Annotated in this window: 8 protein-coding genes; 4 read left to right on the forward strand and 4 right to left on the reverse strand. The window is 51.8% G+C overall.

Annotated elements, in window-relative coordinates:
* Positions 1–66 precede the first annotated feature (66 nt).
* The 3 genes from G497_RS0102575 to G497_RS0102585 all read right to left on the reverse strand — a co-directional run bounded on the left by G497_RS0102575 (position 67) and on the right by G497_RS0102585 (position 4,074).
* A complete protein-coding gene (locus G497_RS0102575; protein WP_027186977.1) occupies positions 67–1,233 on the reverse strand; it encodes a glutathionylspermidine synthase family protein in 1,167 nt (388 codons plus the stop codon).
* Entirely contained in the window at positions 1,230–1,964 is a 735-nt protein-coding gene (locus G497_RS18840; protein ID WP_027186978.1) for a DUF1190 domain-containing protein, read from the reverse strand. Before G497_RS18840 ends, G497_RS0102575 begins: the two co-directional genes overlap by 4 nt.
* Positions 1,965–2,289: 325 nt before the next feature.
* Entirely contained in the window at positions 2,290–4,074 is a 1,785-nt protein-coding gene (locus G497_RS0102585) for a sigma-54 interaction domain-containing protein (protein WP_034636269.1), read from the reverse strand.
* A 285-nt stretch (positions 4,075–4,359) separates the two neighbouring features.
* Between G497_RS0102585 and dpaL the strand changes: the two genes are divergently transcribed.
* The 4 genes from dpaL (at position 4,360) to G497_RS0102605 (ending at position 9,946) form a co-directional block, all read left to right on the forward strand.
* Positions 4,360–5,574 (forward strand): diaminopropionate ammonia-lyase, encoded by a 1,215-nt coding sequence (gene dpaL / locus G497_RS0102590; protein WP_211228733.1) that lies wholly within the window; start codon positions 4,360–4,362, stop codon positions 5,572–5,574.
* A gap of 137 nt (positions 5,575–5,711) precedes the next feature.
* Positions 5,712–6,893 carry a YgeY family selenium metabolism-linked hydrolase gene (locus G497_RS0102595; RefSeq protein ID WP_027186981.1) on the forward strand — a complete coding sequence of 394 codons (1,182 nt, stop codon included), beginning with the start codon at positions 5,712–5,714 and terminating at the stop codon, positions 6,891–6,893.
* Between the two features lie 15 nt (positions 6,894–6,908).
* The gene (locus G497_RS0102600; protein WP_027186982.1) at positions 6,909–8,354 is read left to right on the forward strand and encodes a sodium:solute symporter family protein; all 1,446 of its coding nucleotides are present in this window, start codon (positions 6,909–6,911) and stop codon (positions 8,352–8,354) included.
* Between the two features lie 5 nt (positions 8,355–8,359).
* Positions 8,360–9,946 carry an N-acyl-D-amino-acid deacylase family protein gene (locus tag G497_RS0102605; RefSeq protein ID WP_027186983.1) on the forward strand — a complete coding sequence of 529 codons (1,587 nt, stop codon included), beginning with the start codon at positions 8,360–8,362 and terminating at the stop codon, positions 9,944–9,946.
* Between the two features lie 851 nt (positions 9,947–10,797).
* On the opposite strand, the gene G497_RS0102620 is transcribed toward G497_RS0102605, so the two are convergent.
* Positions 10,798–12,648, reverse strand: coding sequence for a hypothetical protein (locus tag G497_RS0102620; RefSeq protein ID WP_027186985.1), 1,851 nt, complete (start codon positions 12,646–12,648; stop codon positions 10,798–10,800).
* Between the last annotated feature and the right edge of the window lie 46 nt (positions 12,649–12,694).

A 12,694-nucleotide genomic window follows, 5' to 3' on the forward strand; every position in this document is an offset into this window, starting at 1 on the left:
AAAGGCCTGCCCCAGTATTCCTGGAGCAGGCCTTATTTTTTGCCGAAGGTATGGTCAAAATCTTGTCTAGCCTAGAATAATGTGCGGCACAAAGCGGGAAAGATTGCCTGTAATGGGGGTAGCGTCTTCACGTATGCCAATGCCGCAGGCGGTATTGTTCACCACCCAGCTACCAACAACGGGGCCAAAGCCATCCATGTGCGGGGGCGGGCACAGCAGTTGCCCAATGGCCCCTTCCTTGCCGTAGTCGCCCCCGGTGCGCATGGCTTCTTCATGGTTGCGGTACAGCACAATGTTGGCGCCCTCGCGGGAGAACAGCGGCTTCACGGCATAGTCCGGGTAAGGGGCTTTGGTGCGCTCTGAATGGAACCAGGCAGGCAGCAGGTTGGGGTGGTTGGGGTAGCGTTCCCACAGCAAGGGCAGAATACCCTTGTTGGAGAGCACCATTTTCCAGGCAGGTTCCAGGAACATGGTGTCGCAGGTGAGCAGGTGGGGGGCGTACCCTTCATTCACCATAAATTCCCAGGGGTACAGCTTGAACAGCCAGTGAATGGGCACGTCTTCCGCGTCCACAAAGTTGCCGTTGCCGTCCACGCCAATATCTTCCACAAACACATGCCGGGTGCGAAAGCCCGCCTGTTCGGCACAGTCGCGCACATAGGTGGCGGTGGCCAGGTCTTCTGCCGTGTCTTTTACGCAGGTGGCATGCAACAGCCCTGTGGGGCACAGGGGCAGCATACCTTCAAAGGCCGCAATGAGCGTTTCCTGAATGGAGTTGAACTGGTCGGCGTCGGCTGGCACAATGCCTGTGCGGCGCGCTTCTTCCAGCCATTGCCACTGGAAGTAGGCGGCCTCAAACAGGGCTGTGGGGGTGTCTGCGTTATATTCATAAAGCTTGGCAGGGCCGGTGCCGTCGTAGGCAAAGTCAAAGCGCCCGTAAAGGGTGGGCTCTTTGTTCTGCCAGCTTTCCCGCACCATGGGCTGCACCTTGGGGGGAATGGCCAGCATGTCCATAAGGGCACTGCTTTGCACCACTTCATCTACCAGGGCAAGGCACATGTCTGCCAGTTCCTGGGTGGGGTCTTCCAGGTCGTTTTCTATTTGCTCCAGGGTAAACTGGTAGCAAACCGACTCATCCCAGTACAGTTTGCCGTCCACATGGTGGAAAATGAAGCCGTCGGCCTCTGCCTTGGCTTCCCACCCTTCCCGCGGGGGTATTGTTGTGCGAATCATGAGCCGCTGCTTGTACCGTAGCTGGAGCTGCTGCCAAACCCACTGCGCGAAGAGGTGGTGCCCCGTGCCACAACGGGCTTTGCCGTGCTTTGAAAGCCTTTGCGAATGCCCGTGCCGGGGTTGCCTACGCGGCCTGCGGCGTCTGGCTTTACCACGTCGCCCGTGGCAGTACGAAAGGAGGTGCCGCCAGCAGCAGCGGTGCCACCGGCCTGGGGCTTGTCACGGAACAGGGGCTGGGAGCCCTGGAACATGCCACCACCGCTAAGCATGCGGCCCATCATGAAGCCTGCCATAAGGGGCATCCAGCTGCCTCCGCTTTGGTAGGCACTGTTTTGGGTAAGCTGTTGGGGGGCTGTGCCGTTTTGGCTGGCACCTGCTGGCGCAGTTCCGGCTAGGCCCACTGCTTCTGCCGCATTGTTCACTGTTTGGTCCACGGCTTGTGCCGCGCTGGTTACAGCCTGCCCCAGGGGGTTGTCGCCGCAATTGCCAGCACCAAAGTTTTGTTCACAGTCGGCCAGGCTGGTAAACTTGGGGGTTTGGGCAAGGGCCAGCTTAAATTCTTCTTCGCACTGGGCGTCGGTAAAGGCGCCACTGCGTATGCATTCGCCCACAGTGGAAAATGTGCGAAATTCTTCTTTTTGTTCTGCTTCGGGTTCATTGGAACACCCCAGGCCGCCAAGGGCAAGGGATGTCATGAGTACAAGCGAAAGAGATTTAGGGCATTTTTTCATAGGGTACCTCATTTGGGGAGTATAGCCTGCCTTGCCAGAATGGGCAATGGTGGTGATTGTCTTGTGTCTTTATGTAATTTTTCAAATTTTTCTGTGGCTTGTAGAGCATAGTGCATTTGTTCCAGCTAGAGCAATTTCACTTTGAAATTGCTCGGTGGCCGCAATGCGGATACCTGCGAAGGGGGCTGTGTTCGTATAGTATAACGAGGTGTTATAAGGAACATGCCATGCGCTTTATGGCAAATGGATGCAAATTTTCAAAGGTACACTGCTCTAGAATGGCAAGCTGGATTCGCCCCAGAGAAAACGTTGAAAAGGTGTGCCCTTATTGTTTTGTTTCCATAGCATAGTCTTTCACTTTTCGGTACAGGGTGGCAATGCCAATGCCCAGGGCGTTGGCAGCCTGTTGTTTGCCTTTGGCGCTCATGCCATAGCGCTGCAAGGCTTGAGTAATGGCATTTTTTTCCAGTTCCGCCAGGGGCAGCACCGGGGCAAGTTGGGTGCCAAGGGTCGAGCTGGCCGGGCTGGCAGGGGCCATGGGCGCATGGGGGGCAGCTTCCCGAATTTTGGCAGGCAGCATGCCCACCGTGGCGGAGCCGCCTTCGGGAATGATATTCACCAAATATTCCATGATGTTTTCAAATTCGCGCACGTTGCCGGGCCAGGCATAATAACTTAAAGCGTCCAGCAGCCTGGGGGTGGGGCGAATGAGCTTTTTTGAAAACAGGCGGCAGTATTTTTCCAGAAAAAAACTGGCCAGGGCAGGAATGTCGGCCGTGCGTTCACGCAGGGGTGGAATGCGCAGGGGAATAACGTTGAGGCGGTAATACAGGTCGTCGCGGAACATGCGTTGTTCAATGAGTTTTGGCAAAAAATCGTTGGTGGCGGCAATAATGCGCACGTCTACATCAATGGTGCGGTTGGAACCCAAGCGCGTTATGCGCATGTCTTGCAGTACGCGCAATAGTTTTACTTGCAAATACAAGGGCATGGCGCCAATTTCGTCTAAAAAAAGCACGCCCTTGTGGGCAAATTCAAACTTGCCAATATAGCCGGAAGGGCTGGCCCCGGTAAACGCCCCCCCCACATAACCAAACAGCTCGCTTTCCAGCAATGCGTCGGGAATGGCCCCGCAGTTTATGGGAATGAAGGGTTCGTTGCGTCGGTCGCTGGAAGCATGAATGGCCCGTGCAAACATTTCCTTGCCTGTACCGCTTTCCCCGGTAATGAGCACGGTGGAAGAAGTGTGGGCAATTTGCAGCACTTTCTGCTTGAGTTCCAGCAGTGACTGGCTTTCTCCCACAATGGCCTTCAGGCCGGAACTTTCCGTGCTGTGGGTGAACTGGGAAAGCATTTTTGTATAGTGGGGGAGGGAGTCGAACACAAGCGCCTGGTGGAATGTGGGGTCTTCCGACTGGAGTTCGGAAATTTTTCCCATTAGCAGGGTGGTGTTCCCGCCAACCCGTACTTCATACTCCTCCATGTCGGAAATAATGGAACCCGTGCTGCGCAGGCTAATGCTGTGCAGGTCTGTACTTTCCGTCACTTCCAGTGTTTCGCGGGCCTTGTCATTCAAATAGCTGATGGCACCTTGGGTTGTCAGGGTCATTACCCCGCGGTGGTCAAGGTCGGTTATTTGCAAAAAGGTATCCAGCATGTGCTGGGTCTGTTTGCCTTTTTGGTGTTCTGCCGCCACCATGGTCAGGGTTTGGGCCATTTGCTCTACAAAGTCTTTATACACGTCAAGGTTTGCCACCATGCGCTCGCGTTCTTCTTCCGTAAAGCATATCATGCCAATAATGCCAAGGGGGCGGCCATTATGCACAATGGGGGTGCAAATGGAAAAGGTCTCCCGGCAGTTGGGCAGGTTGGCACATTTGTGGCACAAGGCGTTTTTACGCGGGTTCTTCATAATGAAGGTAACGGAGGCTTGCAACACGTGGCGGTACATTTCCCCGGCATGGCGTATGCTGGCCCCGGTGCCTTCGGCATACATGCCTGTTCCGGCAATGCGGATAAGGTTTGTGTCTGCCACTTCCACGTTAATGCCGGTTACTGTGGCAATAACCCGGCAATAGCGGGCAACATAGGGGGCAATGGATGAGAGCATGGAACGTTCCTTAAGGTACAAAAGAGGTGCTGTGTTGTTACCTGTATCATTATGATAAAAATAAATCAAGAATGATTTCTAAAAGCGTTGGGAGCATAACAATAGAGTGTTTTCATACAGTAAAGTGGTTATGTATCGAATTGATAAATTCTCAAAATGATATTCAAAAAATCATGGGATTTCTGCGTTAATATGCTGATATTATTGTTTATAAGCAATGGCCCAAAAATTGCTACTATGAAGTAAAGTCCACTGGTGGATTTTAAACAGTTTCAGGAGGATACCGTGAACTCAGTTTTGTTGCATATGAATAAAGCGCAAAAGCGCCCAGGCCAAGGTGCCGGGCTTGCAGACTTCAATAAAGAAGAAGCGACCCGTGTACGCAATTTTCATAAAAGCTTCAGCGAATACGCTGTAACGCCTCTTGCCGCCCTGCCACAACTGGCAAAAGACCTTGGCGTAGGCAGTGTGCATGTGAAGGATGAATCCAAGCGCTTTGGCCTGAATGCCTTTAAAGTGCTTGGCGGTTCTTACGCCATTGGTCGCCTGCTGGCTGAACGCCTGGGCCGACCCATTGAAGACCTGGGCCGTGATGAGCTGTGTTCAGACGCCGTGCGCGCCAAGCTTGGCCCCATTACCTTTGCTACCGCAACCGACGGTAACCATGGCCGTGGTGTTGCCTGGACAGCCCAGCAACTGCAACAGCATGCCGCTGTGTACATGCCCAAAGGTTCTGACCCCATCCGCCAGAAGAATATTCTTGCCACTGGTGCAGAATGCACCATTACCGACCTGAACTATGACGACGCCGTGCGCCTTGCCAACAAAAATGCTGATGAACACGGCTGGCTGATGGTGCAAGACACTGCCTGGGAAGGGTATGAAGACATTCCCCGCTGGATTATGCAGGGCTACATGACCCTGACCATTGAAGCGGTTGAGCAACTGAAAGAGCAAGGTATTGACCGCCCCACCCACGTGTTCCTGCAAGCGGGTGTTGGTTCATTTGCTGGCGCTGCCCTTGGGTTTATTGCCTCAGTATTTGGCGACGACCTGCCCATTACCACCATTGTGGAGCCACACCAGGCAAACTGCATTTACAAGTCCATGGTGGCAGGCGACGGTGCCCCGCACAACGTAACGGGCGACCTTTCCACCCTTATGGCAGGCCTTGCCTGCGGCGAACCCAGCACCATTAGCTGGGGCGTGCTGCGCGACTACGCCGCTGCCTCCATTTCCTGCCCAGACTGGATTGCTGCCAACGGTATGCGCATTCTTTCTTCCCCGCTTGGGGGCGACCAGCGCGTTATTTCCGGTGAATCCGGTGCAGTAACCACTGGCCTTCTCGACTACATCATGCGCCGCCCTGAAGCGGCTGACATTCGCAAAGCCCTGAAGCTGGACGCTTCTTCCCGCATACTGCTTGTGAGCACTGAAGGGGACACCTCCCCTGAAACGTTCCGTGAAGTGGTGTGGTACGGCTCCCACGCAGGCAAATAGCAAGAAACGCTCATGCCTTGCCAAACGAAATAACTGCGCGTTTCCCATGTGCCATGTAATCAATGTTTCCATAAATGTATAAGCCGGGTAGTCCGGCCCATAATCAAATGCCTTAATGCAGGTTTTTCGGAGGATTTATGCTTTCCCATGAAGAAAAAATGGAAGTGAACGCCCTGTGCGAACGCATGTTGCAAAGCCCCAGCAACTCTGGCCATGAAGACGGTGTTGTGGCGGTAATGCGCGAGTACATGGAAAAAAACGGGTTCGATGAAATTGTTGTTGATAAATACGGCAGCATTATTGGGTGCATCAAGGGGAACCGCCCTGGCCTGAAAATTCTGTTTGACGGCCACATTGACACCGTACCTGTGCCAAACCCCGATGCCTGGAAGCAGAACCCTTATGGTGGCGAACTGATAAACGGCCGTATTTATGGCCGTGGCGCTTCCGACATGAAAGGCGCTGTGGCTGCCATGTGCGTTGGTGCTGCCAAGTTTGCCCGCGAAACAAAGCGCGACTTTGCTGGCAGCATTTACATTGCTGGCGTTGTGCACGAAGAATGCTTTGAAGGCATTGCCGCCCGCGAAATTAGCGCCCTGGTGCAGCCTGATGTAGTTATTATTGGTGAAGCTTCCGAACTGAACCTGAAAATTGGTCAGCGTGGCCGTGCAGAAGTGGTGGTAGAAACCTTTGGTGTGCCTGCCCACTCTGCCAACCCCCACAAAGGGGTGAACGCCGTGCATGCCATGATGAAGCTGGCTGGCGAAATTAACACCTTTGTACCTGCCCAGCACCCCGTGCTTGGCCCTGGCGTTTCCGTGCTTACCGACATTATTTCCACCCCGTACCCTGGTGCTTCCGTTGTGCCCAGCCACTGCCGCTCAACCTACGACCGCCGCCTGCTGGTAGGTGAAACCCCTGCCACCGTTATTGCGCCGTTCCAGGAAGCTGTTGACAAACTGAGCGCAGCCGACCCCACCTTCAAGGCAAAGGTTTCTTTTGCTAAAGGCCGTGAAAACTGCCACACCGGGAACATTATTGAAGGCGAGCGCTTTTTCCCCGGCTGGCTGTTTGAAGAAACCGAAGATTTTATTCAGCGCCCCCTCAAAGCCCTGCAAGCTGCTGGCTTTCATCCCACCATTACCCACTACTCCTTCTGCACCAACGGCAGCCACTATGCCGGGGAAAAGGGCATTCGCACCTTCGGCTTTGGCCCTTCGGTGGAAACCCTTGCCCACACCATTGATGAGTACATTGAAGAATCCCAACTGCATGGTGCCACCGACGGCTATGCAGTTATTTGTAAGTCCCTTCTCTAAAAGGTAGGATACCTGATGAACTCTACGTTTTACATTGTTATCGCCTACATGGCGACCATGATCGTCATTTCTTTGTACGTATCCTTCAAAAAGGTAAAAAGCTCGGAAGATTACCACCTGGCTGGCCGCTCCCTTGGCCCGCTCATGATGGCAGGCACCCTTGCCGCCGCTGAAATTGGCGGGGGCAGCACCATTGGTGTGGCTTCCAAGGCCTATGGCGAATGGGGCCTTTCCGCTGGCTGGTACGTGGTGTGTGCGGGTATTGGTATCTTCCTGGTATCCTTCATCGCTCCCTTCCTGCGCCGCTCCATGGCTACTACCGTGCCGGAAATTCTGGCCCGCCGCTACGGCACACCTTCCCACATGATCAGCACCTTCCTTTCCCTGTGTACCCTGTTCGTTGCAACAGCTGCCCAGGTGAAGGCCACAAGCTCTATTATTGAAACCATTTCCGGCGGCGACTTTGTGACCGTTACCGTTATGGTGGCTATTGTAGTAACCCTGTATACCATGATGGGCGGCCTTGTTTCCGTGGCCTTTACCGACATTGTGCACATTTGCTTTATTACCGTTGGTATGGCCATTGCCATGCCCATTATTGTACACGGTGCAGGCGGTTGGGAACACGTGGTAAGCCTGGCAGAAGCCAGAAACCCCACCCAGCTTGAACTGACAAAAGTAGGCTGGAAGACCATTGGCGGCCTTATTTTGATGTACTTCATGACCTTCTCCACAGGCCAGGAAGCCGTGCAGCGTTACTTTGCGGCACGCGACATTAAAACTGCTCGCCTGGGTTCCTTCCTGTGTTCCCTGCTTATGGCCCTGTACGGCTTTATTCCAGCCATTATCGGTATTGTGGCCTTTGCCCACTTCCCGGACATCAAGGCTAACCAGGCCATGCCCATGGCTGCCATGAAGTTTGCCCCCATGCTTATTGCCGGGCTTGTTATGGCTTCCGTTGTGGCGGCTACCATGTCTTCCGCTTCTGGTAACCTCATTGCTTCCTGCACACTGTTCACCAAAGACGTGTACCAGAAGTATATTAACCCCAATGCCAGCGACCGCACCATTCTGCTGTTGAGCAAGGCCGTTGTAGGCGTTATGGGTATTGCCAGCCTGTACATTGCGCTGAACCCTGCCATTGGCATTATTGACCTGTTGGTATTCGGCTTTACCATGCGTTCAGCAGGCCCATTCGCTGCCTTCCTGTTTGGCTTCATCTACAAGAACGCCACCAAGAACGGCGGTTTGGCTGCCATCATCTGCGGCTCTGTTGTTGCAGGCATCTGGCAGTACCTGGGTGAGCCTTACGGCCTCATGTCCCTGGTTGTTGGTTCCGCTGCCTCCACCGTGGCCTTCTTCGCCGTTTCCATGATTGAACGCAGCATGGGCGTGCCCGCTGCACCCCCTGCCATTAGCGCTGAAAACGTGGAACAGAACCGCCTTTCTGAACTGAGGTAATAAGTATGAAACGCCTGATTAAAAACGGCGTTCTCATCGACGGATCGGGCACCCCTGGGGTGCCCGGCTCCCTCGCCATTGAGAACGGACGCATTCTTGCCCTGGGCAATATTGACGAATCTGGCTTTGACGATGTGCTGGACGCCAAAGGGTGCGTTATTGCCCCTGGCTTTATTGACACCCACAGCCACTCCGACCTTGAAGTATTCAAAGAACCCCACCTTACCCCCAAGCTTATGCAAGGGGTAACCACCGAAGTGTTGGGCCAGGACGGCATTTCCATTGCCCCCCTGCCGCCCCAATTCATCAGCCCCTGGCGTAAAAACCTGGCCGGGCTGGACGGCGACAAAGACGACTTTGACTGGAACTTCCACACCACGGCAAACTACTTGAAGCTGCTGGAAAAGAACGGTTCCGGCACTAACCTGTGCTACCTTGTGCCCCACGGTAACGTGCGCATGGAAGCCAAGGGCCTGGAAAGTGGCATTGCCACCGCAGCGGAGCTGCAAGGCATGCGCGACGTGTTGCAGCGCGACCTGGACGCTGGTGGCGTTGGCTTTTCCACAGGGCTTATTTACATGCCCTGCGCCTATGCCGACACCAACGAAGTGACCGAACTGTGCAAAGTTTCCGCAAAAAACAACGTGCCCTTTGTTATTCACCAGCGCAGCGAAGCAGACACCATTCTGGATTCCATGCGTGAAGTGATTAACGTGGGCCGCGATTCCGGCGTGTGGGTACACTTCTCCCACTTCAAGCTGTGCGGCAAAAACAACGCCCACCTGTTTGATCAGGTGCTGGGCCTGCTGGATGAAGCAAAGCGCGAAGGTATTCGCGTTTCCTTCGACCAGTACCCCTATGTGGCAGGCAGCACCATGCTGGGCGTTATTCTGCCCCCCTGGGTGCATGATGGCGGCACAGACAAGCTGCTGGAGCGCCTTGCTTCCCCTGAAGCCCGCAAGCGGATGGTGAAAGATATCCACACCGGCATTCAAGGCTGGGATAACTTTGTGGCCTTTGCTGGCCTGGACGGTATTTTTGTCACCTCTGTGAAAACAGATGCCAACAAAGACGCCCTGGGCAAAAGCCTTGTAGAACTGGGTGCCATGCGCGGCAAAGACCCGCTGGATGCCACTTTCGACCTGCTGTACCAGGAATCAAACGCTGTGGGCATGGTAGACTTTTACGGGCTGGAAGAGCACGTGAAAGCCCTTATTGCCCGCCCGGAAATGAACGTGTGCACAGACGGCCTGCTTGGCGGCAAGCCCCACCCCCGCGTGTACGGCGCATTTGCCCGCGTGCTTGGCAAGTATGTGCGTGAGGAAAAAGTTATTCCCCTGCACGAGGCCATTCGCAAAATGACCTCCAAGCCCGCTTCGGTGTTCAGCCTGAAAGACCGCGGCCTGCTTAAGCCCGGCTATGCCGCTGACGTCACGGTGTTCAACCCCGATACCATCATCGACAAAGGCACTTACCAGGACCCACGCCAGTTCCCCGAAGGGATTCTGCACGTGCTGGTGAACGGCGAACCCGCTGTGCGCGACGGCAAGCCGCTTGAGAAGGTGCTCAAAGGGCAGGTATTAAGAAAATAAAAGTGGAGTGGAAGGGGGGAGGACACCCCAAGGGCTTGAAGCCCTTGAGTTTTCCTCCCCCCTGGCCCCCCTCCTTCCTGAACCCCATTTCGCGGCTTGGTCTTTTTGCTTGTACCTTCGTTGGGCTGCAACTGCTTTTTCCGTCATGGACAGAAAAGTCCACTCCTTCAAAGCAGGTTTGCCCGCCTGGGTGCAAGCAAAAACTCCTGCGCCGCGTGCGGCTGGTTCTTTTGACGGCTGCCTACGTTAGGCTTCCAAAAAGCGCCGCATAAGAATTGCATTATTGGTTTCTCCTGCGTTGGCAACGCTGCTGCACCAAGGGCAACAGGGAAAACTCTGTTCCCCTTTGTGTAGCAAACTGCGCACCTTGATATTTCGGGGTGGAGAATGACGCAAAATTTACGGTGGCATTGCCCGGCAATGCCCCTTCCTCCGTAAATGAACGGAGAACAAACTTCCTCCATAGCGGTGCATTGCCTTGGGTGAAGGAAAACTCCCTGCTTTTTATTAGAGCAGGGAATGTATGAAACCACGGTGAGTACTGGCTGTAACGGGTCTTCCGTAACGCCATATGATTCGCACTCCTCCCCGTGGCTGGTTTACATACAGGGCACATGCGTGGCGCGTTAAGGAGTGTTTTCCTTGCTCCCTCGCTTGTGTGCTGGTGGTTCAGGCCTGCTTCGCAGTACATATGCCGATTGTGCTGTCATTGGAGGCAATGTAGACCTGGAACACAATGGCGGGCTCATGCCGCCAAGCCTTTGAAACGGGAAAGTAAACCCCTTGCCCGTACAACACATCGGGGCAAAGCACAGCTTGTGCTTTGCCCCGGTTGGTGGTTTAGGGGGGTATTATTTAACGTAGGCTTGTTCCCTAAATTCTCTTATCTTCATGAGGTTGTTCAGAGGATTTCCATTAAAACTGTTATTCATAATACCTTGCAAAAGGTCAAAATAAACAAGTTCTGCGTTGCTGAAAGGTTTCCAAAGGGGGGGCTGAGCAAGAAACTCTGCATAGTGATCCTTTATATTTAATTTTGCCATCCCGATTTTTCGAGCTAGCAGGTTGAGCGAATTCAGTAGAGTGTACTTACCTACCGGAGTGTGGGATAGGTATTCATCTTTGAGTGCATCTCCAGTAAGGTAGCTATACCACAGACATTTAGAAGTAATTCGGTCTATGCTCTTTCGGCTAAATGACGAGGGAGTCTTAAATATTTGAGGAGCAACTTGATTGCATATGGCAACCGTAGATTCCATTGGGAGTGTGGTAATAAATATACTCAGCGCAGGCATTTTTTCTTCCGTGAATCCTCCATTTGTTCTTAGGGCTTCCTCTAAGAAGAGAAGTGCATCGTCGCGTTCTCCAAGTGTATTGGACAATTCCCCAAGAAGCGTTAAGTGTTCTATCTCTTTGTTTTCTGGTATAATTTTCTCCCGGTAGGCTTTAGCAGCAAATGCACGTGTTGCCCTTATGGATTTCTTAAATGCAATAGATGATAGTAAATATTCTTCGTATTTATGAATTGGTTTCTCATATGCTGCGATAATTTTTTCTACTTCGGGAAAATCTGCAAGATATGTGCTGCAGTATTTAAAGTCCGATGGCAAAATTAAAGCTTGCTCTTCAAGCATTTTTAACGTCTGTATTTGTTCGCTACTCTTCGCTTTGTTATTGATATTGTGTTTTTCGTTAAGAGCCCGAATGTCGTTAATATATTTTTCATCAAGTTGCTTTAGTTTAATACGCTCAGTTAACAGGATATTGTAAAGATTGATCCTTTGTCCGTTTGGCATGATGGGCAAAATGTCAAACCAGTTTTGTTTCTCGTTTGCCGTTATACTTTCAGTTCCATGAATCAATAATACAAGTTCCATAGTTAGATTTTTGAGGAGTTGATTTGGCTGTTGCAGGATAAGTTCATATGGCACTTTATAAACTGTCCCCTCTGTAAATTTTTCCTGTAATTTCTCTTGGATGCATATATTTTGTGTTTCGGTATTTTCTAGTATATCCGTAAAGGTACAGTTGAAAGAAAGTGAGCCAAGTAACGCTTTAAGAGAATTAATATTATTTAATTCTGTCTGTTCCAAGAGATTAAGAGAAGATATTTTTTTCTTAGTATCTGAAGGTGAGTTTTGAATACTTGCGGTTTGCTTTGTATTTGAAGTGGTTTGGTTGTTACTGTGTGGAAACAATATTTTGTCAAATAGAACAATATCTATTAAGCGATCAGTGGCTTTAAGGATATTTTCATTACTAAGAAGTTTTAATGTACTATTCTTACCCTCCATTGATTTTGCTTGTAGGTTACCGCGCAAGGCAAGTGGAACCCATAGGGCTTCGGGCAAGAGGTCCAATGCATCAAGATCATTTGGTAGATGAAGTGATTCAAACTGTTTTTGAGGTAAGTCCTCCCATTTGGTAGGAGAGGGGAGATCTTTACAGTATTTTAGGGACAAATTAGTTGGGTACAGGTTGAATTTAGTAATATCTTCGCATGTAGGAAAGCCCAAGATGTTATAAGCTGTAATTTTTTTTTGAATAGAGTGTCTTGTCCAATAGTCGTGAAATATTCCATACCCTAGTGAAAGAGAGGATACGATGAGCGTTAAAATTGTTAATACCAAGCCAATGTAACTTGCTTTATCCGGCAATGTCCAATTTTGGAATTGATTACGGCTAGGAATGATCTTTCCCATGATTTTCTCCAATACGTATAAGCTAAATTAATGTAAAAAAATGTTG

Origin of the sequence: Desulfovibrio cuneatus DSM 11391 (genome assembly GCF_000430005.1) — a bacterium.
In the GTDB taxonomy this organism is placed as follows: Bacteria; Desulfobacterota; Desulfovibrionia; order Desulfovibrionales; family Desulfovibrionaceae; genus Frigididesulfovibrio; species Frigididesulfovibrio cuneatus.